The sequence below is a fragment of the Planotetraspora silvatica genome (assembly GCF_016863315.1).
GTDB lineage: Bacteria > Actinomycetota > Actinomycetes > Streptosporangiales > Streptosporangiaceae > Planotetraspora > Planotetraspora silvatica.
Genome location: NZ_BOOQ01000046.1, coordinates 1 through 21,929 on the forward strand (window position 1 = coordinate 1; position 21,929 = coordinate 21,929).

Consider the following 21,929-nt stretch of genomic DNA (forward strand, 5'->3'; position numbering starts at 1 on the left):
GCATGCCCCGGGGCCTACCGCGGGACATCGTCGCTGAGGGCGTCACAACGCGGCACGCGCGTACCGCGAACCGCGGGATGTCCTCGCCGGTCGGGATGAATCCGGGTCGGCGTACGCTTCAGCGGCTCGGCCCCAGCTTGAGCGACCACGTCGCCCAGCGGACATCGAAGGAGAACATGGTCCCCCCATGATGTGCCCGACGTGGCCGCGTCAGAGCCCGGCCTTGTCTATGGCGCTCTGCAGCGACTCCCTCGCCAGCCGATTCCCGTGTCGGCCACCTTCCGTCGGCCACAGCGCCTGCTGCAGGAGACTTGGAGCTCGACAGGCCGCGCCTAAGCGCGGGGACGCGAGGCGCTGGGGCTGATGATCGAGAGGCGTTGTGGGCTCGCTGCCACGCCGTACGGGCTGCTGCCGACCGTGACGGTTGCGACGATCTCGAGGGTCTTCGGGTCGATGACCGTAAGGGTGCCCGCTCCCTGCTCTGTGACGTAGATCGCGTTGGGGCTGACCGCCACGTTGAACGGGTCGGTGCCCGGGGAGCCCACGGAAACAGTCGCCGAGATGCGGCGACTACGGGTGTCGATCACGGATACGTTGCCCGGGCCGAGAACAGCGACATAGGCCGACCGGCCGTCCGGCCCTAGGGCTACATCGAAAGGGCCATCGCCGACCGGCACGGTGGCCGTAACCGTGCCGGTACGGACTTCGACGACCGAGACGCTCGCTGCCACCTCATCGGCAATGTAGGCCGACCCACCGTCCGGGGTGACGGCGACACCCACCGGGGAGCGGCCTGCAGGCAGGTCCCGGACGGCCCGATGTGTACGGGTGTCGATGACGGACACGCTGCCCGACCCGGCGTTGGCCACGTAGGCCGCAGCACCGTCGGGACTGACGGCCACACTTACAGGGGAGGTGCCGACCGGGACGGACGCGGCCACGCGGTTGGTCCGGGTGTCGAGCACCGAGACGCTGTTCGAACCGCCGTTGGCAACGTAGAGGAACCTGCCGTCCGGGCTCAGGTCGACACCGCTGGGACTCTTTCCGACCGGCACAGTGCAGACGATCTTGTTGGTTCGGGTGTCGAGCACCGAGACCTGGGCCGATCCGTTGTCGGCGATGTAGACGTGCCTGCCGTCCGGGGCGACCGTTACGCCTTCGGGCGCCGAGCCGACCGGCACGGTCGCGACGACCTTGTTCGTTCGGGCATCGATCACGGAGACCGTGTCATCGAGCTGGTTGGTGACGTACACGTGGCCACTGGCACCCGGGACGACGATCACGGAGGGCGCCACTGCCGAGGCCGGACTGGCCGACGCGGTGAGAAGACCGGACGCCAGCAGGAGCCCGATGCCGGCCCTCACTACCGGGCGGAGCGCCCCTGTGCGCTGCCGGCCGGCAGCGTCGACCCGGGTCCGCCTGGAGGTCGGCCGGAGAAAATGCATCTCTCCTCCTGTGCACATAGCAAGGGGTTCGGTCTGCGGACCGGGCCGCCTTTTGCCGGAGACCGGTTCTGGCAGTCAGGTCAGGAGTCCGCGGGCATAGTGATCTCGGTCATCGCGCACGCCGGGAAGGGCGAAGAAGTAGCCTCCGCCCCGCGGAGAGATGTACGGCACCAGTGCTTCGCCTTCCAGCCGGGTCTGCATGGTGATGTAGGTGTTGAGCTCACGCTGGAAGCAGCAGAACGCGTGTCCCAGATCCAGGCCACCCTGAATGTCGAGGGTCCGGTCGTAGTCGTAGCTGCGACGCAGGATGGTGCTGGTCGACGCCGTATCCGGGGTCTGCGGATTGGCAAGGCGGATGTGCGAGTTCAGCGGGGTGATCAGTCCCTGCGGGTCGTTGGTATAGATGGGATCAAGGAGGTCCGAGGCGTTCTCGTCCATGGCGTACATGGGAGCGCCGCTGGCCTTGCGGCGGCCGAAGATCCGCTCCTGCTGCGCAAGGGGCACTTTCCGCCACGCGTCGAGGTTGAATTGGACGATGCGCAGCACCTGGTAGGTACCGCCTGCCGCCCAAGCGGGCTCAGTAGTGTGCGCTTGAACCCAGACCACCTGATTCATCTGGGCAGCGTTGGTGGTGTCGGGGTTGGCGATGCCGTCCTTGAAACCGAACCAGTCCCGCGGGGTACCGATGGGGCGCGGCGGATTGCGCTGGCAGTCGATGCGCCAGCGCGGCCTCATCGCGCCGCCTGTGTGGGTCAGGATGTCCAGCAGCGCGTGCACCGTCGTGTCTCGGTGGCCCGCGCACAGTTGTATCAGCACGTCGCCCTGGGACATCGCGGGATCCAGGTCGTCGTGGCGGAAGGGCTGCATGGTGATGAGCTGAACCGGTTTGCGTGCGCCCAATCCGTAGCGGCCGTCGAAGAGGGTCGCGCCGAGGGCTACGGTGACGGTCAGATCGTCCGGTGCGATCTTGGGGCCCAGGATGCCGTCGTCCGGCGGTGCTGATCCAGGGGGGGCCTTCGGTGGCGTGCCGCCCGCTGTGAGGAATCGGGCCCGCCAGGTGAGTGTGCGGAACAACTCAGTGAGTTCTCGGCGGTCAGAGGCGGTCACGTCGAAGGAGACGAAGGACCCGATCGTCTGTGGAGGAGTGGCGATGCCCGCCTGATGGTAGCCGTGGAACGGAATCGCACTCGTGCGCGTGCCCTCGCCGCTAGGCGTGCCGACGTGGGCCGCATCGCCGTCCAGCAGGTTTCTGCCCACCGCGCCGGCGAGGCCGGCAGCGACTGTGCCCCCCAGGAACGACCGCCGCGTGAAGGCACCCGCCGGGCACCCTCCGTCGCTCCATCGATCTTCTGGGGGCCTTCGGTCAGTCATGGCTTCGCCCCGACCTCTGAGCACCCGAACAGGGTGACTTTTCGGGTCACGTTCATCGGTTCGTGCTCTGGCTTGACGGGAAGCGAGCCTGTCGCCCTTATCAAGCCGAAGGGAACACGCTTCGATCCCGCTTTCGACGTTCGCCGTCCTCGCGGGTAGCCCCCGAACCCGTTCCAGCGGAACTCCCGACGTCCATGCTAGCTGCAGGGCGCGGTCGATCTCAGGCGCCGGTGCGGGCTGTTCAAGGGGCTGTCCGCACCCGCACCCGCACCCGATTCCTCGCAGGACACGCCGTCCCGAACGATCGGGTGCCCACAAGACGGGGGCACATCATCGTGTTCAGGTTTTAAAGGAATTTTTCATTCTTTTCCTGGGGGAGTCTCAGCGCGACTCGCGAGGTTTGGTCTGTTCCCATCGAACGAAAGGAGCGGCCTCCATGTTTTCCCGCAAGCTGACCATGATCGCGATGTCAGGGCCGTCGGCCGCTGGAAGTTCATGCGCCGACGGCGCGGCGCCGCCGTCAGTGTCTTCGCCAGACTGGTCGGCCTCGGTGACCATGGCCGATCGGGCACGCCGGCCAAGGGCACGGCGATTACTGTCGAAGAGGAAAAGTGGCTGGATCGTGGTCGCTGTGTTCATGTCCGCGATGATCGGACTTGCCGGCTGTGGCTCCACATATCCCTCAGCGGCAGCCACGCCCCCCTCCGCGACAGCTGGGCACGGCATGCCCCGCGGCGGCGGTCCCGGATCCGGCGGCGGGGGATCCAACGCTCGATCTGGTCCGGCCGCAGGGGGAGCAGTCGGCACGGTCGGCAGCGTGTCCACGTCGAGCTTCACCATGTCGACGTCAGGGGGTCAGAAGTTGACTATCAACGAGGCGTCCTCCACGACATACAACAAGGGGCCGAGCTCGGCCCCGGCGAGTGCCGTTGCAACAGGCGAACCCGTCCTCGTACTTGGGACGGTCGACGGAACGACCATTACGGCCACGCAGGTCATCGTGCAACCGGCTGCCGGCGGGTCTGCGACCTACTCCCCGGCTCAGGTGGTCGCCTTCCAGCGCGGTGCACCGTCCGCGGCGAAGCAGGATGGTCAGATCCCGGTGAACTACACCGAGGGGGAGGGGACGATCGTCAGCGGAACGGCGGCGAACAAGGCGACGGAAGCTGCGCTGGCCACCTACCAGGGGGGCATCGTCGACCGTGTTGTGCAGCTGAGCAGCGGCGAGTACGAGGTCCACAACATCGGCGTCAACTGGCCGCACCACGTCTTCGTCACCCCCGACTTCAAGGTCGTCGGCGCCGACTGAGCGCCGGGGTGTACATCAAGCTCCGACGACTCTTCATAGTCGGCCGAGACGTTGCACGATCGGCAGGAGACCAGCCGAACAGCCTGAGCCGACCCGAATCCGAAACAGATCCTGGCCCGGATCGCGGAGCAGCCGGTCCGCACAGAGCGCCATGTGAGTAAACGTGGCGTGGCGGTAGTCCGGGGTGCCGGGGAGTGCATGGTTGAGTTGGTCCCGACCACGGGGGGTGTCACTCATGAACGTCGGCCTTGGCCTGCCCATCAGCGATCCGCCTCTGCTGCTCGACTGGGCCCGGAGCGCGGACGCCGGTCCGTTCAGCACCCTCGCCCTGCTGGACCGGTTGGTGTACGACAATCCGGAACCGCTCGTGATGCTCGCCGCGCTCGCAGGTGTCACCAGTCGGATCCGCGTGCAGACGGAAGTGCTCCTCGCGCCGCTTCGTGAGCCCGCTCTCATGGCCAAACAGGCCGCCACCCTCGATCGTCTGTCGGGCGGCCGGCTCACACTCGGCATCGGGCTGGGAGGGCGGCGGGACGACTATCTGGCCGCGGGAGTCGATTCCCATGGCCGTGGAGCACGCCTCAACGAGATCATGATGGACATGCGCCGTATCTGGTCCGGGGAGCCGTACGGGGAGGAGAGCGGGCCGATCGGGCCGGCGCCCGTACGCGAAGGCGGCCCGGAGATTCTTTTCGGCGCGCTCAAGCCGGCCGCCATCGAGCGCATCGCTCGTTTCGGGGACGGCCTGCTGAGCGCATCGCCGCGCGCCGAAATGGACCGGCTCTTCCGTGCCACCGAGCAGGCATGGCGGTCGGCCGGCCGTACCGGACGTCCCAAACTGGTCGCCCAGCTCAACGCCGCTCTCGGCCCGGAGCCGACCATCGAAGAGGCACGCGGTCACCTCCACCGTTATTACAGCGGACCCCACTACATGGACATGCCGCCGGATTACACCGAGATGGTCGTGCAGAGGATGCTCACCACCCCTGACGAGGTCCGCGACGCCGTCCAGCAGGTGACGGACATCGGAGCCGACGAGATCATCTTTTATTGCTGGTCCGTGGACATGGGGCAGATCGACCGCTTCGCCGAGACGCTGGCATAACCGACCCATCGGCTCCGTGACGAGCGGTTCGGGGGGAGGCGCAGTGTGAGTGGTGCGATGGCGACGATGGCGGTTGACCTCCCGGAAGGGGCAGCGCCTTTGAGCGGGCGGTGCCGATGCGATGATGCGAACCCCAGATGCCGAACGGCGGCGCCGAGCGGGGGCATCGTGATGCGATCAAGGACCTGGTGGACCGATGAAACCTTCCACGGCACAGACGCGGCCGGTCGCCGTCGTCACCGGCGCGGGCAGCGCCGACGGTATCGGTTTCGCCTGCGCGCAGCGGCTCGTCGCGGACGGGATGCGCGTAGTGCTGACCTCCACCACGGAGCGCATTCATGAACGCGCTGCCGAATTGCGGGAGCATGGCGCCGATGCGGTGGGCCTCGCCGCGGACCTCACCGACCCCGGCGCCGCCGGCGAACTGGTCCGCCTTGCCACCGAGCGGTACGGCCGGCTGGACGTGCTGATCAACAACGCGGGCATGACGTCGGTGAGTGACCCCGACGACTCGGCGGACATCGGCCGGCTATCCGACGACCAGTGGAGACGGTCGATCGCCCGCAACCTGGACACCGTGTTCTTCATGACCCGGGCGGCGCTGGAGCCCATGTTGTCCGGCGGCTACGGCCGGATCGTCAATATGGCCTCGGTCTCCGGACCGGTCCTCGCCTTCAGCGGCGACAGCGCCTACCACGCGGCCAAGGCCGGAGTCGTCGGCCTCACCCGCAGCGTGGCGATCGAGGTGGCGAAGCGGGGCGTGACCGTCAACGCGGTGGCTCCCGGGTGGATCGCGACAGGCTCCTCCACCGACCGGGAGCTGATGCTGGGCGCGGCCACACCGTTGGGCCGGTCGGGCACCGCCGAAGAGGTAGCCGGTCTGGTGGCCTTTCTCGCGTCTTCGGAGGCGAGCTATATCACCGGCCAGGTCTTCGTGGTCGACGGCGGGAACTCGATCCAAGAGGAGGGTTCCATCCCCTCTCCGCCACGGTGAGGTACGTGTCGGCGGACGGACGCCGATGGCGACACGGCCGGGCCTGTGTGCGTGGCCGACACCGGTGAGGTGCCGGCCACGTGATGGTCATCCGGCTCCCGAACGGATGACCATGTTCGGCAGCCGCTCGCTAGTTCCCGCCGTGCACGATGGTGAGGTCGGCCGAGTCATGGAGGTCGCCCACGGACACCTTTACTGTGTGGGAGCCCGGCTTGGCGTCGCGGGCTATCCGGAGGGTCTTGCTCGCCCTGCCGTTGTGGACGGTCACCGTGTAGTCGTGGCCGTCGTCGATGCCCTGGACGGTGGCCGTGGTGCCGTTCGGGACGCCTGTGGTCGTGATGGCGACTGTGTAGGTGCCACCCTGCCGGATCTTCCCGGGGGCGGCGGTCGCGCTGATCGAAGCGCTGGTGCGCCGGTGCAGGCCCGATCCCTTGTCGCCCGCTTCGTTGCGATCGTGCTTCTGGTCCGAGATCTTGGCCTTGTCGGCGATGGCTTGGACGGGCACGGTCGCCTTCGACGCAGGCTGGGGGCTGTGGGCGTCCGCGAATGCCGCGCCGGCGGCTGCGGTTCCGGTGAGCAGGCTGAGGCTGAGGAGGCCTGCGGCGGCGAGAGTCTTGCTGAGACGCATGGATTTGTCCGATCTGGGACACCTCCGGGGACCTCGGTGATCCCCTCGGGGGAGGTGCCTCATGTCGACAAACCCTGGCCTTCTCAGATGAGAACCGTCTCACAGCGCCATGAGAACTCCCCTGAACTGCGGATTGTCGTCCGCCGGGCCCTCCGCGCCGCGATCTGTGACCTTCCCATTGGCTGGAGAATCACCTATCGATTTGTGGGAGATGAGGAGGACTCATTTTCAGGGCTCCCCTGTAGCCGGACACCTGCTGCGGCGCATTGCGCAGGTAACAGGCCTCGCGCCGAGACCGTGAGATTCCCTTGACCACGGTGAAAGTTTGATGAGAAAGAGCTCCGCGCGCACGATGACCGTTCTGTCCGGTCTGTGGATCAGGTTAGCGTCGAAGTCGTGCGCATTCTGGTCGTGGACGACGAGCCCGCCGTTCGAGATGCCCTTGCCAGCAGCCTCCTGTTCGAGGACTACGACGTCGACACCGCTGTGGACGGCCTCGACGCGCTGGACAAGCTGGATCTTGTCAAGCCTGATCTTGTGGTGCTCGATGTCCTCATGCCTCGTCTGGACGGCTTGACCACGTGCCGTCGGCTGCGCGCTCGCGGGGAGACGCTGCCGGTGCTCATGCTGACCGCACGGGACACCGTAGGGGACCGGGTGACCGGGCTCGACGCCGGCGCGGACGACTATCTTGTCAAGCCGTTCGAGCTCGACGAGTTGTTCGCCCGCGTGCGGGCGCTCTTGCGTCGCAGTGTGCTCATGTCGCGGCCGGACGACCGTGGTGACGTCCTCGAGTACGGCGGGTTGCGGATGGATCCGCTTACCCGGGAGGTCACCCGGGACGGGAGGAGTCTCGACCTCACTCGCACCGAGTACAGCCTGCTGGAAATGTTCCTCGCCCATCCGAGGCAGGTGCTCACCCGCGAGCAGATCCTGGAGACGGTCTGGGGGTTCGACTTCGAACCAGCGTCCAACTCCCTCGATGTCTATGTGATGTACCTGCGGCGCAGGATGGGTGAGCCGCGGCTGATCCAGACGGTGCGGGGCGTCGGTTACGTTCTGAGAGACCCATGACGCGCCGGTTGTCCCTGCGTGCCCGGCTGGCGGTCCTGACAAGCGTGGCCGTGGCCGTCGCGGTGGCCGCCTGCGCGGTCGGATGTTGGTTCGTCGTCTCCGGCCGCCTGATGGAGCAGCTTGACCAGTCGCTGTCGGGCCAGCGAGGGCCGCTGCGAGGTTCCCCTCAGGCGATCTGTGACCAGCCGCCGCACGACGACGCCCGGTCGGCGGGGTTCCTGCCCACGATGCAGGTGGTCAGGGCGGACGGCACCGTGTGCAGTCCTCCGGACACCGCCAGTCCGCTCGTGGTCACGGTCGGCGATGTCGCGATCGCCCGGGGGGAGCGTGGGCCGACCTATCGGGACGGCAGGACCGAAGACGGTACGCCGATGCGGGTGTTCACCCGTTCCGGCTGGCCGGGTACGGGTCTTGGCGCGGCGGTGTCGGTGGCCAGGCCGCTCACCACTGTGGACGAATCCCTGAACAGTTTGGCCATGCTGCTCGTCGCGGTCTCGGCCGTCGGCGTGTTCGGCGCGGCGGTAGCCGGGCTCGTGATCGCTCGGGCCGGGCTGAGACCCGTGGACCGGCTGACCGAGGTCGTTGAGCACATCGCCCGGACCGAGGACCTGGACACCGCCATCCCGGAGGGGGGCAAGGACGAGATCGCGCGATTGAGCCGGTCGTTCAACAGCATGACCCGGGCACTGGCAAGGGCCCGTGACCGGCAGCAGCAGCTGATCGTGGACGCCGGGCACGAGCTGCGCACGCCGCTGACGAGCCTACGCACCAATGTCGATCTGATGCTCCGAAGTGAGAGCACGGGCCGTCCCTTGCCGGCTGCCGACAAGCACACGCTGCTCGTCAACGTGAAGGAGCAACTCGTCGAGCTTTCCAGCCTCGTCGGTGATCTGCTTGATCTCTCTCGGGCGGAGGCCGCCTCCGACGGCGTGGTCGCCTTGCACGAGGTCGTCGAGAACGCCGTGCGGCGCGCGCGACTGCGCGGCCTGACTCTCCGGATCGACGCCACGGTGTCGCCCTGGTACGTCCACGGGGACGCGGCCTCACTGGAGCGCGCGGTGGTGAATCTCCTGGACAACGCGGTGAAGTTCAGCCCTCCGGAAGGCGCCGTGACCGTGCGGCTGGACGGGGGCGAGCTGACCGTGCGCGACCACGGTCCCGGCGTTCCCTCCGAGGATCTGCCGTACGTCTTCGACCGCTTCTGGCGTTCCCCGTCCGCCCGTAGCCTGCCCGGATCAGGCCTCGGGCTCGCGATCGTGGCGCGCGTGATCCGGGAGGCCGGGGGACAGGTCGGGCTCGGCCCCGCGGAGGGTGGTGGCACACTGGCCTGGCTGCGGCTGCCCGGCTCGGCGACACCCGCGGAGGATGACCTGGTGGACGGTGATGTGGCGTGGGTCGGCATCGCGGACACAGGTAGCCGCGTCGGCGGCGTAGACGGCGGCCGGGAGGCCTAGCGGGGCACGTGGCCGGGACCCGAGCTCGCGGGTGTCAGCTTCGCGCTACTGGCATCCGGTAAAGGGACGGCCGCTTGAAGGCGTAGGGAGCCCCGCAGGCATGGTGACCGGCCCCTAGGCTTCCCGCCCGCCGGGGACGGCCACGACCGAACGGCATGCGGATCGCTTACGAACGTGGCACTCGCAGGACATAGCCGACGCCGCGCAATGTGTGGATGAGTTTGGGCTCGCCTGTTTCGATCTTGCGCCGCAGATAGGAGACGTACGACTCGACGACGTTGCTGTCGCCGCCGAAGTCGTAGCGCCAGACCTCCTCGAGGATCTGGGCCTTCGATATCACCCGGCCCTGGTTGACCATGAAGTAGTGCAGGAGCTTGAACTCGGTGGGCGAGAGCCATATGTGCTTGCCGGCCCGCCACACCTCGTGGGCGTCCTGGTCGAGTTCGAGGTCGGCGACTCGCAATCGGTTCGGCGCGTTTTCCACCTCCCCACGGGTACGGCGGAGCACCGCGCGGATCCGGGCGACTACCTCCTCCAGGCTGAACGGCTTGGTGACGTAGTCGTCCCCGAGCGACAGCCCGACGATCTTGTCGTCGGTCGCGTCCCGCGCGGTGAGGAAGACCGCGGGGATGCGCCGTCCGGCGGCCCGGAGCCGGCCGGCGACGGCGAAGCCGTCCATGTCGGGCAGCATCACGTCGAGTAACATCAGGTCCGGCCTGGTCTGGTCGGCGACCTGGACGGCCTGCCTTCCGTCCGAGGCGGTGACCACGTCGAAACCGGCGTACCGCAGGCTGGCCGACAACAGCTCCCTGATGTTGGGCTCGTCGTCGACCACGAGCAGCCGCGCCTCCGCGCTCATGACCCCTGCCTCTTTCCAAGGGTTGACCCATGGCTGACCGATGTCGCGTTCACCGTGCCGTCGGCACACCTGTTGCCTGAGGCTACGACGGGGGTGCCGGCACCGATCAGCGATAAAGACGCCCGAGGTGGGTCGTAAACAATCCCCCTCGGCAATCCAGAGGCGGAGTCGCTCATCGGCAGTTCAGCCCGCGCGAGCTGGCCGGAAGTCAGTTGGCTCATGCGGCCACCCTCACCGGCTGGGATTTGTTCTTCCTGAGCCGATCATTAAAGGCTGATGAGAATGGGCTGGAGGTGTCCAGTCGGGGTGACGCCTCGGAGTTTTGCCTGGGAGTTGTCTGAGAATCCGCGTAGGGAACTGCCAGTGCCGGCTCACGTTGCCCGAAGGGGGATCCGGCAACTTCGGCATCGTGAAGTTGTCGACGAAGCGCAGAGCGCTGATCACCAACGGCGTCCTCGGGGTGCTGCTGCTCGGCGGGGCCGGAGTGGCCTACGCCGCACTTGGAAGCGGATCGCCCGACGAGGCTGCGCCGCTGACCGCCCGGGTGACGCGCGGCACGGTGACGTCCTCGGTGTCGGCCTCCGGGTCGGTGGAGAGCTCCCGCACGAGGTCGCTGGATTTCACCACGAGCGGCACGGTCGAGTCGATCGCGGTCGAGCCGGGCGACAAGGTCAAGAAGGGGCAGGTGCTCGCGCGGGTGGATGACACCGCGGCACAGGAGAGCCTGAGCGCCGCCAAGGCGAGCCTCGACGCCGCCGACGATGCCGACACCTCGACCGCATCGGGCTACTCGCAGTACATCAACGCCAAGAATTCCTACAACGCCGCGGAGCGGGCCGTCAGCGGCACGGTCATCAAGGCGCCGTTCGCCGGCACGATCGTGGCGGTCAACGGCTCGGTGGGCGGCTCGTCCAGCGGTTCGGGGGGCGGTTCCTCCACGGGCACCTCCAGCGGCTCTTCGAGCGGCTCCGGTAGTGGCACGTCGAGCGGAAGCTCCTCCAGCTCCAGCTCGTCGAGCACCGGAAGCGGATTCATCGAGATCGCGGATCCGGTGAAGCTGCAGATCATCGGGCAGTTCACCGAAGCCGACGTGACGAAACTGAAGGTCCGCCAGACCGCGACCGTCACCTTCGACGCGCTCACCGGAGTGAGCGCGAGCGGCACGGTGGCCACCATCGACCCGCAGTCGCAGACCAACAACAACGTCGTGCAGTACCCCGTGACCATCTCCCTGAGCAAGGTGCCGAGCACCGTGCGGCTCGGTCAGACGGCCACCGTGCAGGTGATCATCGATCGTGCCGCCGACGTGCTGACGCTCCCGAGCAGCGCCGTCACGACGGCGGGCGGCCAGAGCACGGTCAAAGTCATGGAGAACGGCAAGCAGGTCGCGAAGGCGGTGCAGGTCGGCGTGAAGGGTGACGCGACCACCGAGATCAAGTCGGGCCTCAAGGAAGGCGACGAGGTCGTGCGATCGCAGTCCCCGGGATCCTCGGGCGGCGGCGGTCAGTTCCCCGCCGGCGGAGGGTTCGGTGGCGGCGGTGCCGGGCTCGGCGGTGGCGGCGGCGGGTTCGGCGGTGCCGGTGGCGGGCGGGGATGACGGAGATGACAGACACGCGCAAGCCGGTCCTCGATATCCGGAACGTGGCGAAGGTCTACGGGGAGGGCGAGACGGCGGTGCACGCGCTTCGTGGGGTGTCCTTGCAGGTCGATCGCGGTGACTATGTGGCGATCATGGGCACCTCAGGGTCGGGTAAGTCGACGCTGATGAACATCATCGGCTGCCTGGACGTCCCGTCGTCGGGTGGTTATCTGCTGGACGGCACGAACGTGGGCGTCCTGGACGACGCGCGACTGGCGATCGTACGGAACCGCAAGATCGGGTTCGTGTTCCAGTCGTTCAATCTGATCCCGCGGATGAGCGCGCTGGCCAACGTGGAGTTGCCCTTGGCGTACGGCGGGGTGAAGGCGGCGGAGCGACGCAGGCGTGCGTTGGCCGCGCTGGACCAGGTGGGTCTGGCCCAGCGGGTCGGCCACCAGCCCAACGAACTATCCGGCGGTCAGCAGCAGCGCGTCTCCGTGGCCCGGGCGCTGGTCACGGCGCCGACACTGTTGCTGGCTGACGAGCCGACCGGGGCGCTGGACAGCAGGTCGAGCGGTGACGTGATGCGGATTTTCGACGGGCTCAGCGCGTCCGGGCGGACGATCGTTTTGATCACGCATGAAGACGATGTCGCCGCGCACGCCAAGCGAGTGATCCGCCTGGTGGACGGTCAGGTGGTCGAGGACGTGCGCAGATCGCCGGTGAGCGGTCTGCCCCCACGGCTCGCGGAGGTGGGCGCGTGAATCCGGTGGAGATCCTGCGCTTCGCGTTGCGAGGCCTGACCGCCAACAAAATGCGCAGCGCGTTGACGATGTTGGGCATCCTGATCGGCGTGGCGGCAGTGATCTTGCTGATCGCGGTCGGGCAGGGCTCCTCGGAGCAGATCCAGCAGAACATTCAGCGGCTGGGCGCCAACTCGCTGACCATTTCGCCGTCCACATCGGGTGGTGGGGGCCGAGGCGGGGGAGGTGGCTTCGGTGGTGGTGGCGGTGCGGGTGCGCAGCAGAATTCGGGTCCCCGAACCCAGGCCAAGGACCTGACGGTGGAGGATGCGAAGGCTTTGGCCGACCCGACGAACGCACCGTCGGTGAAGAGCGTGTCCCCGGTGGCACAGGCGCAGTCGCAGACGGCCACCTACGAGGGGGCCAGTCACGCGATCCAGCAGTTCGTCGGCACCTATCCGAGCTATTTCGAGGCGTCGAACAAGCCGGTGGTCAAGGGCACCTACTTCTACAACGACGACGTGGTCGCCGCCCGGAAGGTCGTGGTCATCGGGAACACCGTGGCCGAGGACCTGTTCGGCACAGTGGATCCGGTGGGCAAGCAGATCGTGGTGTCCGGGGTGCCGTTCACCGTGGTGGGGGTGCTGAAGGAGGCCGGGTCGTCGGGGTTCCAGGACGCCGACGACGTGGCGATAGCGCCACTGCCCGCGGTACAGCAGAGTCTGACCGGGTTCGGCCCACTGGGCCAGATCGTCGTCGAGGCCAAGAGCTCCGACCTCGTCGACACCGCCCAGAGCGAGGTGACCGACATCCTCAACCAGCGGCACGACATCACCAATGCGGCGAGCACCGACTTTCGCATCTTGAACCAGGCGACGCTGCAGGAGACGGCGGCCGCGGCGACCGGGACGTTCACGGTGCTGCTGGGCGCGGTAGCGGCGATCAGCCTGCTGGTGGGCGGGATCGGCATCACGAACATCATGCTGGTCACCGTTACCGAGCGGACCAGGGAGATCGGCATCCGCAAGGCGATCGGCGCGCCCCGGGCGGCGATTCTCGGGCAGTTCCTCGTCGAGGCGACCGTGCTCAGCCTCGTCGGCGGCCTGTTAGGGGTGGTCATCGCGGTGATCGGCGCGCAGTTCACGATCGCGGGGGTCAAGCCTGTGCTCGTGCCGCTTTCGATCGTGCTGGCGCTCGCGGTCTCGGTCGCGATCGGCCTGTTCTTCGGCAGCTATCCCGCCAACCGCGCCGCCAAGCTGCGGCCGATCGAAGCCCTGCGCTTCGAGTGACAGCCAGGAGATGAATGTGAGCAGGCACAAGGCTGAGAATCTGCTGGAGACATCCCCGTTCGACGACGATCTCCAGGCCGAGCTGGCGGCCCAGCCCGCCCGGCGCGGGCCGTCGAAGCTGACGTTGTCGTTCGGAGCCGGCGTCGTGCTCGTGGCCGGGCTGCTCGCCGGGATCCAAGCGCAGAAGACCTTCGGCAGCCCGGCGGCCCCATCGTTCGCGGCCGGGCAGGGAAACGCCGGCGCGACACGGGGCCAGGGCGGTGGCCAGGCAGGTGGTCAGGCCGGTGGTCAGGGCGGCGGCGGTGGGTTCGGCGGCCAGGGCGGCGGCGGGTTCGCCGGCGCGGGCGGCAACGCGACCATCGGCACGGTCCAGCGCGTCGCGGGCGGCACGATCTACATCAAGACCGCCCAAGGTGACGCGGTCACTGTGAAGACCACCTCCTCCACCAAGATCCAGGTGACTGCGACAGGGAAGGCCACGGACCTGAGGGCCGGCACCTCCGTCGTCGTCTCCGGAGACAAGGGCGCCGACGGCACGGTGAACGCGACATCGGTCAGCCAAGGGTCACCCCCTGGAGGAAGGCAGGGGTCGTGACCGCGGAGACGCGGGTGCTCGTGGTCGACGACGAGCCCAACATCAGGGAGTTGTTGTCGGCCGGCCTGCGGTTCGCGGGGTTCGACGTGGTCACCGCCTCGGACGGGCGGCAGGCCGTCCAGGTCGCCGACCAGGCCCGGCCGGATCTGATGTTGCTCGATGTGATGCTGCCCGACATGGACGGCTTCGCCGTCGCCGGCCGGCTCCGGGCCGCCGGGCAACAGATCCCAGTGGTGTTTCTCACCGCGCGGGACGCGACCGACGACATGATCATCGGGCTGTCACTCGGGGACGGCTACGTCACCAAGCCGTTCAGCCTGGAGGAGGTCGTCGCCCGGATCCGGGCGGTGCTCCGCCGTACGAGGGTCGACAGGGAGGTGCCGACCTCCCGGCTGCGAGTCGCCGACCTCGAACTCGACATAGATGCCCACAAGGTGTGGCGGGCCGGCAAGCACATATCGCTCTCGGCGACCGAGTTCAAACTCCTGCACTACTTCATGGTCAACCAGGGCCGGGTGATATCGAAGGCCCAGATCCTCGAGGAGGTCTGGCGCTACAACTTCGACTTCGACAGCGACGGCAACGTCGTCGAATCGTACGTCTCCTACTTGCGCCGCAAGATCGACACGGCCGACTCCAAGCTCATCCACACATTGCGCGGCGTCGGCTATGTCCTGCGAGTGCCACGTTCGTAAGCGATCTCCCTCTAATTCGTAGTGAAAGGTCAGGTTGATTCCACATGCGTTATTGGTGTGCCGTGACTCTGGCGGCCGCAGCCGTACTGGTCTCCGGTTGCGGGGGTGCTGGTGACACAACCTCTGGCGGTGACACGACCTCGGGGGGCGGGACGTCCCAAGGTGGTGGCACGAACTCAGGTGGAGGCGGGGGCGGCGACCGGGCCGCGTTCAACGACTGCCTCCAGCAGAACGGGGTGACCCCGCCCAGTGGACGTCCCAGCGGGCGTCCGACGGCAAGGCCGAGTGGCCGTCCGACGGCGCGGCCGAGCGGGGGACCGGGAGGCTTCGGTTCGATGTCGCCTGAGATGCAGAAGGCGTACGAAGCCTGCCGCTCGCTCATGCCCCAGGGCGGGTCTGGACTCAGTTGACTGGCCTGGTCTCGCATCCGGATCAGCGTGAATTGATCGACGACGTCACCGACACGGGGAGAGCCAGGTTCGAGTCCTATCGCCCCGTTGGCGGCTGAGCAGGTGACGCGCCGTCGCACCGGCACCCTGGACCGCTCTTCGGTTACGTGACCCAGGGTGAGATCCTCTTCGAGCTTGAGGGGCAGCCGCCTCGGGTGATCAAGGCCGGTGACGCTCTGTTCGAGCCCGGGGGCGACGTGATCCACTACCAGGGCGCCAACAATCGTCCAAACGCGCAGTCGCAGCTGGTCGTGACCATGTTCGCGCCGCCGGGTACCCCCGTTCTGACCGTGGTCAGCGCGGAGGAGCTGGCCGAACGGCGGCACCTGCGGGTTACCCAGCCAGGATGACTCGACTCCTCAACCAACCACTGTGACGGCGTAGTGGCCGCCCGGCCCGAAGAATGCCGTCGGCCGCGGGTCGGGTGGGCCTGACGAGGAGGGCCCATCGAGTTCGCGTTGGCTCGCCACGAGCTCACTCCGCCAAGTGCTGGGTAACGAAGGTTTGGTTGGTAGGCCCGGGGTGATCGATGGGTGTTCGTGTTGCAGCAGCCGCCCGTACTCCGGTTCTGCCTTGAGGGTGACGATGCGTCCGTCCGGGTCGTCCGTGACGATCAGGAAGACCTTGCCCGGGACCTTGTAGACGTCCAGCTGCTGTGAACGGACGCCCGTGGCTGACCCCGGGCAGCGCCAGTGCCTTGTCGCGCGCTCTGTCCTCGAGCTTCTTGCCGCTGATGGGCATGACGAAGGTCAGGCGCGTCGGCCGTAGGTGCGCGGATCCACGGGCTGCTCGGTCTTGGGAAGCCCGCCGACCACGAGACGGTAGGAGTCGATCACGAGCTCCTTCACTAGCTTCTCGTCGATGGTGCCCCCGCCTTCCACCGTGATCCAGTGCCTCTTGTTCATGTGATAGCCGGGGGTAATGTCTGCGTACCGCTCACGCAGGGCTGCGGCGTCGTCCGGATCAGCTTTCAGGATCACGACGGGGCGCCCTGGCATGTCGGTCATGAGCATGAAGACCTTGCCGCGTACCTTGTAGAGCTCCCAGTCGGGGTCGAAACGACGCTCCAGGTCGGCGCCGGGCAGTTCCACGGTGCAGTCGCCCGCGATCTTCTGCAGCTCCTGTCCGTCCAAGGTGATCAACTCCTCTATCGATTCGAGTGCCCTGACCGCCCGGCCAAGGCCCAAGGTGGCGTCTCCCGCATGGCCGCCACGAACGGCGGCGTCCGCACGCCGGCAACAGTGACGGAAGCGTCTGATCGCGGCGAAGCTCGTCGGACCGGCCACCACCGCGGCCTGCACCAGCGCCAGGATCACCACCAGCGAATGACGCCGCCCCGCCGATCCCGCGGATCGGTGATCTGCGCCCACACCTGCCGAAGATCGGCTTCCGGGCCCTGGGCCACAGGGCCGTCCTGCTCGGCCAGGACAGTGGCGACGGCCGAGACGGCCGCGGGCATGACAGGCTGCAACGACAACGAGGCTCCAGCGAACGAGATGATCTTCGACAATCACACGTTCTATGGGGCCTTGCTGCACGTAAGGGCCGCGACCCCCCTCCGCGATCACTCTGTGACCCAATCCCCGCGTCTCACCATCCGAGAACGCCGTCAGCCCTGGGCCTCACTCTGCGGCCCACTTTCCCGAGACCTGGACGCCAACTCGACGTCGCGGCTGGTGTTACGGGGAGAGGGAAAACAGTCCTCTCGCATCGGGCAGTGCAGGTCGAGAACCCGATGTCGGGCGACCGCGGACGGCGCTGGGCCACCAACGATTTGGGGAGCCGACCGGCGACCCGCGACCGACATCGCGCGGGCCGTGATGACCGGCGGCGCCTGCCGCCGGGCTGGTTGTCCGGGGTGGGCCGACATCGAGGACCGAGGTGTCCGCGGTCCTCGTACTTTGGCCACAGTCGTTCCGATGCCGGGGATGTTTAGGCGAAGGTGAACAGCTGGTCGGCTTCGAAGCGCGAAATCGGGGTGGTGTACACCTTCGCGGGGTCAGGGTAGCCGAGGGCCAGCAGCACTGTCGTGGTGTGGCCGGTCTCGCGGATCTTGAAGGCCTTGTCGACACTGGTCGGGTCGAACCCTTCGAGCGGCATGGCTTCGACGCCGAGCTCAGCAGCCGCCATCATGGTCAGACCCATAGCCAGGTAGGTCTGCTTTTCCATCCAGTGGTTCAGGTCCTTGTAGCCGTAGTTGCGCAGGTTGAGGAAGTCGCGGGTCATGAACTCCCACAGCTCGTGCTTTGCCGGGTCGGGGAACCGCCCGTCGACCCTCTCCTTGTCGAACACCTCTTCGATGTGGCTCTCGGGTAGATCTGCCCGGGTGGTGAGGATAATGGTGTGTGAGGCGTTCAGGATCTTCTCGCTGTTGTCCTGGAATCGTTCGCCCAGGTTGGCCGCCAGCCGCTCCTTGCCTTCGGGCGTGGCGAGGACGTAGAAGTGGTTGGCCTGTACGTTCGTCGACGACGGCGTCGAGCGCAGGAACCTCAGCAGCTGCTGAAGTGTCTCCTCCGGGATGGTCTTGCTGGCGTCGAAGTACCTGGTGAGGTGCTTGTTCATGAGCTTGTCGAGATCCATGTCAACCTGCCTTCTTCTTGCGATCAGTGGGTGAGGAGCCGGTGAATCGTGGGGTTCGGGCTAGTTCGTGGTGCGGGCGAGCAGTTCGTTGATGCGGTCGAAGCTCGTACCACCTGTCGTCGCCGAGGCGAGGTCGCCCGCGACGAGCGCCTTCGTGGCTTGTTCGAGTGCGCCCATCGCTTGGGTGTAGAGCAATGGGCCCAAGCTGATGCGCTTGACCCCGGCCTTCTGCAGTTCGGCCACGGTCAGCACCTTGTCCGACGGTGACACGAGGACGTTGACCGGTGTCGGCGCGACCGCGGTGACGATCGCGACGAGGGCGTCGAGGTCGGGTGGGAATGGGGCGTAGAGCACATCCGCGCCGACCTCAGCGAAGGCCGTCAGACGCCGGATGGTGTCGTCGAGATCGGGCCGCCCCTGGATGAAGTTGTCGGTGCGGCCGGTGACGACGATGCGCCCCTTGGCCGCGTCGACGGCGCTACGTATGCGATTGACTGCCTCGTCGAAGTCGCGGATCGGTTGATCGGGATTGCCCGAGGTGTCCTCGACCCCGATACCGGCCAAGCCAGACTCGACGGCGGCCTCAACGGTCGCGGCGACGTCTCCAAGCGTGTCGCCGTAACCGTCCTCGAAGTCTCCGTTGACGGGCAGCCCGGTGAGTCGGCCGAGCAGTCGTGCATGCTCGAGATGCTCGTCGCGGGTGACTTCGTGACGTCCGTCGGACCGGCCGAGCGTGGCGGCGAGCGCCGCCGACGATGTCGCGATCGCCTCGAAGCCGGCATCGGCCAGCATCAACGCCGAGAGGCCGTCCCAGGCGTTCGGCATGACGAGGCCACCGTCGCGGGTGTGCAGCGCCATGAATTTCTCATAGAGTTCGGAGCCCGGCATGTCGAGCCTTTCCTGAATGATGGTTGAGTCGGTGAGGGGTTTGCGGCTGGGTGCGCGGACCGCGTCCAGGTTCCGGCGATCAACCGGTTGGTGGGGTGTTGTTGGCGGCTGCGTGGAGCTTCTTAAGCCGCCCCGGCCCCAACAGACGAGATGACGCGCGATGAGTCCGTCGATGATGTCCATGCGCTCTACGAGGTGGGTCTGTTCGCCCGTCGGTGTCTGGCGCGGATACTCCTAGATCGACTGATGCCCGTCGGTGAGGTAGGTCCCGGTAGGCCACCCAGTTCTCGAAGACTCCTTCGCGGCGACGGGCGGCGAAGTCGCCGGCGAGGAAGGCACGGATCGACTCGCGGCCCTGGACCACTCCAGACCCCATGTCTCCCGACAAAAGCACGGCGGTGGGTGTTTCGATGACGCCGTCGGCTCCGGGTGCGGGTTTACTGGGCCACGACCGTATCGACCGAGCCGATGGCGGGGATGTCGAGGTCGGTCTGGTTGACGTTGTTGATGAAGTTGGTGAGCAGGAACTGCACTGCCAACGCGACGATCGCCAGGATCTGCGGGTCGGTGTACCCGGCGCCTCGCACACCCGCGAGCTCGGCGTCGCTGACCTGCCCGCGGCTGTCGACCACCCGTTGCGCGAAGCGAGCGGCCGCGGCGCGCTTGGGATCGGCCGAGCTCCCGACGCGGCCGAGCTCGATGTCGTCGCCTGACATGCCGCTGAATTTGGTCGCGACGTAGGTGTGTATCGCCAGGCAGTAACTGCAGCCGTTGGCTTGCGACACGGCCAGCGCGATGCTGTGCCGGGTCTTCGCGTCCAGAACTCGGCTCAAGGTGCCTTGCAGAGTCGTGACGGCCTCGAGAACGGTCGGGTTCGACGCGATGGTCTTGAACATGTTCGGGACGAAGCCGAGCTGCGTACCAACGTTGTCGAGTATCCGCTGCGCGCCGGCGGGCACATCCTCTGGGGCGGGAACGTTCAGTCGTGACACAGCGAATCGACCTCCGGTCGCGGTGTGAGTAGTCGTCGTCGAGCCCAAGTCGGGCTCTTAGCTTCAGAGTTCCGCCGCAGGCCTTACCTGCGCCGGCCGCAACCTCGCCGGTGGCGTCGGTTGCGCCGGGCGCCCGGTGACCTGCATTGCGAGGGGTGACTCGGTCGCGCCGTGTTCCGGATCTCTTCACAACGGGAACCGTGCAAGAAGGACTATATAGTCCAAAAGCTGGGGTTACAACCACTTGTTGTAACGAAAGCCCCAGCCGCACGGGGCGACGCCATCCGGATCCCCGGCGTGCATCCCGGATGTCGAGTGGCTCAGGAACAGCCATCTGGGAGTTCCTCTTCGGGTGGCCGCCGTCCCTCTACTGATCTCGCACGACCTGCGGCCGCAGAGCTGCCCGGTGGCCGGTCGTCATCCCGGTTTCGGCGCATGGCGCTGGCAGACCGCACGGAATCTTCAGGGCTGCTCGCGCCTGGTCGTGCAGTCGCTAGCACGAGGAGATTTGGACGATTTCGTCCAGCCTCGACTACTACACCCGGCTGGAGCAGGGAAGAGACCGCAATCCGTCAGATCAAGTGCTCGACGCTTTGGCCCACGCCCTCCAGCTCGACCCGGAGGCTGCCGAGCATCTACACAAACTCGCCCACGCCCGGGAGACCAGGCGCAGGCCCGTCGATCGAGGTGGGCAAGTCACACCTAGCATGCTTCGACTTCTGGAGGACTGGGATCACGCGCCGGCCTACGTGATCAACCATCGGTTGGATGTGCTGGCCAAGAACCGGCGGGCGGCTGCCCGCTTGAGGATGTCGACGTCCTCGCGCAGCCGGCGGTTCTCCCGCCGCAACGCGGCCAGCTCTTCCCGCTCGCTGCTGGCCCGAGTGGCCCGGACACCACGGGGCACGTGGCTCGACATCTCGGGCTCCAGCTCGTGGTTGTTTCTGCCAACCCCAGGTCCCGCCTAACCGCGACCGCCGGATGGCCAACGCGATGAGGTCACTCCTCATCCGTCCGGCTGCGCGTTCTCAAGACACGGGTAAGAAGGAGAGCCCTTCCCGATACCAACGTCTAGTTGAACGCGCAAGCTGACTCTGACTGCACCAACTCGAGCGCCCGGCTACGGCCCGTCGCCTCCGCCGGTGGTCTCGACTTGGAGAGGCCATCGAGGGGTGCGGGGTGGGTCCTTCCTGGTGCCCACGCGGCCAGTCACGAGGGCGAATGCGGCCAGCCAAAGGATCGATGAGGGGAAACGGAATGAAGGCAGTGGTTGGGGAGACCGTCGTGGCCGAGGCTGCGAACGAGGCGGTAGTCAGGATGGAGGGGAATGCCTACTTCCCGCCGGACTCAGTTGTGGCCGGCGTGCTCCTCGACAGCCCAACGCCCTACACCTGCCCCTGGAAGGGGAGGGCGCAATATCACGACGTCCTGATCGGCGAGACGGTGCTCAGGGACGGGGCTTGGTCCTACCCGGACATAAACGAGTCGGCGGCGGTCCGTGTTGGCCGCGACTTCAGTGGCTATGTCGCTTTCGATGGGCGCCAGGTTCGGATCGAGATCTGACCGAGCTGTCGCCCCCAAGCCGGTCAACGTCCTAGTCAGCCCTCGGGATACGGCTACCCTCGCGGAACTGCAGACGATCGGTGTCCGCCGGATGAGCCTCGGGGTCGACCCCTACACGCACGCCCTCGCGGCCACACAGGCGGCCGCGGCGAAGCTTGCGAAGGGAGACCTGACGGCACTCGCATCAAATCTCAACTTCGGCCACATCATCGACCTCATCGAGGGCTAACACGGCCGCGCAGCCGCGCACTGGGCTCATGGAGCTAGATCGCAACGTGAGCTGTGTTGACTGCCCGCGTGACTCGCGCAGATACACC

At 67.0% G+C, this 21,929-nt stretch carries 23 protein-coding genes and 1 pseudogene; 14 read left to right on the forward strand and 10 right to left on the reverse strand.

Annotation, left to right across the window (positions count from 1 at the left end; all coding sequences use genetic code 11):
- Positions 1-332: 332 nt before the first annotated feature.
- The 3 genes from Psi02_RS30645 to Psi02_RS30655 form a co-directional block, all read right to left on the reverse strand.
- On the reverse strand, positions 333-1,445 hold the full coding sequence (locus Psi02_RS30645; protein ID WP_203979322.1) for a YVTN family beta-propeller repeat protein: 1,113 nt from the start codon (positions 1,443-1,445) through the stop codon (positions 333-335).
- A gap of 75 nt (positions 1,446-1,520) precedes the next feature.
- Positions 1,521-2,702: a Dyp-type peroxidase gene (locus Psi02_RS30650; protein WP_203979323.1), complete on the reverse strand. Its 1,182-nt coding sequence runs from the start codon at positions 2,700-2,702 to the stop codon at positions 1,521-1,523.
- Between the two features lie 495 nt (positions 2,703-3,197).
- Positions 3,198-3,455 carry a hypothetical protein gene (locus Psi02_RS30655; protein ID WP_203979324.1) on the reverse strand — a complete coding sequence of 86 codons (258 nt, stop codon included), beginning with the start codon at positions 3,453-3,455 and terminating at the stop codon, positions 3,198-3,200.
- A 223-nt stretch (positions 3,456-3,678) separates the two neighbouring features.
- Between Psi02_RS30655 and Psi02_RS30660 the strand changes: the two genes are divergently transcribed.
- From Psi02_RS30660 to Psi02_RS30670, 3 genes are all read left to right on the forward strand, one after another.
- Complete coding sequence (locus Psi02_RS30660) at positions 3,679-4,125, forward strand: hypothetical protein (protein ID WP_203979325.1); 447 nt, start codon at positions 3,679-3,681, stop codon at positions 4,123-4,125.
- Positions 4,126-4,360: 235 nt separating this feature from the next.
- Positions 4,361-5,230 carry an LLM class flavin-dependent oxidoreductase gene (locus Psi02_RS30665; protein WP_203979326.1) on the forward strand — a complete coding sequence of 290 codons (870 nt, stop codon included), beginning with the start codon at positions 4,361-4,363 and terminating at the stop codon, positions 5,228-5,230.
- 196 nt (positions 5,231-5,426) lie between these two features.
- Entirely contained in the window at positions 5,427-6,224 is a 798-nt protein-coding gene (locus tag Psi02_RS30670; protein WP_203979327.1) for an SDR family NAD(P)-dependent oxidoreductase, read from the forward strand.
- Between the two features lie 130 nt (positions 6,225-6,354).
- Here the strand turns inward: Psi02_RS30670 and Psi02_RS30675 are convergent, their stop codons facing one another.
- Complete coding sequence (locus tag Psi02_RS30675; protein WP_203979328.1) at positions 6,355-6,852, reverse strand: hypothetical protein; 498 nt, start codon at positions 6,850-6,852, stop codon at positions 6,355-6,357.
- 402 nt (positions 6,853-7,254) lie between these two features.
- Here Psi02_RS30675 and Psi02_RS30680 point away from each other — a divergent pair, with 402 nt between their 5' ends.
- Together Psi02_RS30680 and Psi02_RS30685 are read left to right on the forward strand one after the other, a co-directional pair.
- Positions 7,255-7,926, forward strand: coding sequence for a response regulator transcription factor (locus Psi02_RS30680; RefSeq protein ID WP_275415305.1), 672 nt, complete (start codon positions 7,255-7,257; stop codon positions 7,924-7,926).
- Positions 7,923-9,380 carry a HAMP domain-containing sensor histidine kinase gene (locus Psi02_RS30685; RefSeq protein ID WP_203979330.1) on the forward strand — a complete coding sequence of 486 codons (1,458 nt, stop codon included), beginning with the start codon at positions 7,923-7,925 and terminating at the stop codon, positions 9,378-9,380. Before Psi02_RS30680 ends, Psi02_RS30685 begins: the two co-directional genes overlap by 4 nt.
- Positions 9,381-9,546: 166 nt before the next feature.
- Here the strand turns inward: Psi02_RS30685 and Psi02_RS30690 are convergent, their stop codons facing one another.
- Positions 9,547-10,239, reverse strand: a complete 693-nt coding sequence (locus Psi02_RS30690) for a response regulator transcription factor (RefSeq protein WP_203979331.1) — start codon at positions 10,237-10,239, stop codon at positions 9,547-9,549.
- A 409-nt stretch (positions 10,240-10,648) separates the two neighbouring features.
- Between Psi02_RS30690 and Psi02_RS30695 the strand changes: the two genes are divergently transcribed.
- From Psi02_RS30695 to Psi02_RS30720, 6 genes and pseudogenes are all read left to right on the forward strand, one after another.
- A complete protein-coding gene (locus Psi02_RS30695; protein WP_203979332.1) occupies positions 10,649-11,836 on the forward strand; it encodes an efflux RND transporter periplasmic adaptor subunit in 1,188 nt (395 codons plus the stop codon).
- 5 nt (positions 11,837-11,841) lie between these two features.
- Positions 11,842-12,582 (forward strand): ABC transporter ATP-binding protein, encoded by a 741-nt coding sequence (locus tag Psi02_RS30700; protein ID WP_203979333.1) that lies wholly within the window; start codon positions 11,842-11,844, stop codon positions 12,580-12,582.
- Entirely contained in the window at positions 12,579-13,850 is a 1,272-nt protein-coding gene (locus Psi02_RS30705; protein WP_203979334.1) for an ABC transporter permease, read from the forward strand. Before Psi02_RS30700 ends, Psi02_RS30705 begins: the two co-directional genes overlap by 4 nt.
- A 16-nt stretch (positions 13,851-13,866) precedes the next feature.
- The gene (locus Psi02_RS30710; RefSeq protein WP_203979335.1) at positions 13,867-14,445 is read left to right on the forward strand and encodes a hypothetical protein; all 579 of its coding nucleotides are present in this window, start codon (positions 13,867-13,869) and stop codon (positions 14,443-14,445) included.
- Positions 14,442-15,140 (forward strand): response regulator transcription factor, encoded by a 699-nt coding sequence (locus tag Psi02_RS30715; RefSeq protein ID WP_239095301.1) that lies wholly within the window; start codon positions 14,442-14,444, stop codon positions 15,138-15,140. The genes Psi02_RS30710 and Psi02_RS30715 overlap by 4 nt, the downstream gene beginning before the upstream one ends.
- Before the next feature lie 526 nt (positions 15,141-15,666).
- A pseudogene (locus Psi02_RS30720) lies at positions 15,667-15,939 on the forward strand (cupin domain-containing protein); the annotation flags it as partial.
- Between the two features lie 399 nt (positions 15,940-16,338).
- On the opposite strand, the gene Psi02_RS30725 reads toward Psi02_RS30720, so the two are convergent.
- The 5 genes from Psi02_RS30725 to Psi02_RS30745 form a co-directional block, all read right to left on the reverse strand.
- Entirely contained in the window at positions 16,339-16,908 is a 570-nt protein-coding gene (locus tag Psi02_RS30725; RefSeq protein WP_239095302.1) for an MmcQ/YjbR family DNA-binding protein, read from the reverse strand.
- Complete coding sequence (locus Psi02_RS30730; protein WP_203979336.1) at positions 16,902-17,099, reverse strand: hypothetical protein; 198 nt, start codon at positions 17,097-17,099, stop codon at positions 16,902-16,904. The genes Psi02_RS30725 and Psi02_RS30730 overlap by 7 nt, the downstream gene beginning before the upstream one ends.
- A 422-nt stretch (positions 17,100-17,521) precedes the next feature.
- The gene (locus Psi02_RS30735; protein WP_203979337.1) at positions 17,522-18,169 is read right to left on the reverse strand and encodes a nitroreductase family protein; all 648 of its coding nucleotides are present in this window, start codon (positions 18,167-18,169) and stop codon (positions 17,522-17,524) included.
- Between the two features lie 60 nt (positions 18,170-18,229).
- Complete coding sequence (locus Psi02_RS30740; protein ID WP_203979338.1) at positions 18,230-19,240, reverse strand: isocitrate lyase/PEP mutase family protein; 1,011 nt, start codon at positions 19,238-19,240, stop codon at positions 18,230-18,232.
- Between the two features lie 254 nt (positions 19,241-19,494).
- Positions 19,495-20,049, reverse strand: a complete 555-nt coding sequence (locus Psi02_RS30745; protein ID WP_203979339.1) for a carboxymuconolactone decarboxylase family protein — start codon at positions 20,047-20,049, stop codon at positions 19,495-19,497.
- Positions 20,050-20,756: 707 nt separating this feature from the next.
- On the opposite strand from Psi02_RS30745, the gene Psi02_RS41175 reads away from it, so the two are divergent.
- The 3 genes from Psi02_RS41175 to Psi02_RS30765 all read left to right on the forward strand — a co-directional run bounded on the left by Psi02_RS41175 (position 20,757) and on the right by Psi02_RS30765 (position 21,841).
- On the forward strand, positions 20,757-21,017 hold the full coding sequence (locus tag Psi02_RS41175; RefSeq protein WP_203979340.1) for an MmyB family transcriptional regulator: 261 nt from the start codon (positions 20,757-20,759) through the stop codon (positions 21,015-21,017).
- Positions 21,018-21,306: 289 nt separating this feature from the next.
- Positions 21,307-21,612: a DUF427 domain-containing protein gene (locus Psi02_RS30760; RefSeq protein ID WP_203979341.1), complete on the forward strand. Its 306-nt coding sequence runs from the start codon at positions 21,307-21,309 to the stop codon at positions 21,610-21,612.
- A 91-nt stretch (positions 21,613-21,703) separates the two neighbouring features.
- Entirely contained in the window at positions 21,704-21,841 is a 138-nt protein-coding gene (locus Psi02_RS30765; protein WP_203979342.1) for a hypothetical protein, read from the forward strand.
- Positions 21,842-21,929: the final 88 nt, after the last annotated feature.

Coding starts and splice junctions, on each gene's coding strand:
- Psi02_RS30645 (WP_203979322.1), bottom strand. CDS start 1,445: ATGCATTTTCTCCGGCCGACCTCCAGGCGGACCCGGGTCGACGCTGCC.
- Psi02_RS30655 (WP_203979324.1), bottom strand. CDS start 3,455: ATGAACACAGCGACCACGATCCAGCCACTTTTCCTCTTCGACAGTAAT.
- Psi02_RS30665 (WP_203979326.1), top strand. CDS start 4,361: ATGAACGTCGGCCTTGGCCTGCCCATCAGCGATCCGCCTCTGCTGCTC.
- Psi02_RS30670 (WP_203979327.1), top strand. CDS start 5,427: ATGAAACCTTCCACGGCACAGACGCGGCCGGTCGCCGTCGTCACCGGC.
- Psi02_RS30675 (WP_203979328.1), bottom strand. CDS start 6,852: ATGCGTCTCAGCAAGACTCTCGCCGCCGCAGGCCTCCTCAGCCTCAGC.
- Psi02_RS30685 (WP_203979330.1), top strand. CDS start 7,923: ATGACGCGCCGGTTGTCCCTGCGTGCCCGGCTGGCGGTCCTGACAAGC.
- Psi02_RS30690 (WP_203979331.1), bottom strand. CDS start 10,239: ATGAGCGCGGAGGCGCGGCTGCTCGTGGTCGACGACGAGCCCAACATC.
- Psi02_RS30700 (WP_203979333.1), top strand. CDS start 11,842: ATGACAGACACGCGCAAGCCGGTCCTCGATATCCGGAACGTGGCGAAG.
- Psi02_RS30735 (WP_203979337.1), bottom strand. CDS start 18,169: ATGGATCTCGACAAGCTCATGAACAAGCACCTCACCAGGTACTTCGAC.
- Psi02_RS30740 (WP_203979338.1), bottom strand. CDS start 19,240: ATGGACATCATCGACGGACTCATCGCGCGTCATCTCGTCTGTTGGGGC.
- Psi02_RS41175 (WP_203979340.1), top strand. CDS start 20,757: ATGCTTCGACTTCTGGAGGACTGGGATCACGCGCCGGCCTACGTGATC.
- Psi02_RS30760 (WP_203979341.1), top strand. CDS start 21,307: ATGAAGGCAGTGGTTGGGGAGACCGTCGTGGCCGAGGCTGCGAACGAG.
- Psi02_RS30765 (WP_203979342.1), top strand. CDS start 21,704: ATGAGCCTCGGGGTCGACCCCTACACGCACGCCCTCGCGGCCACACAG.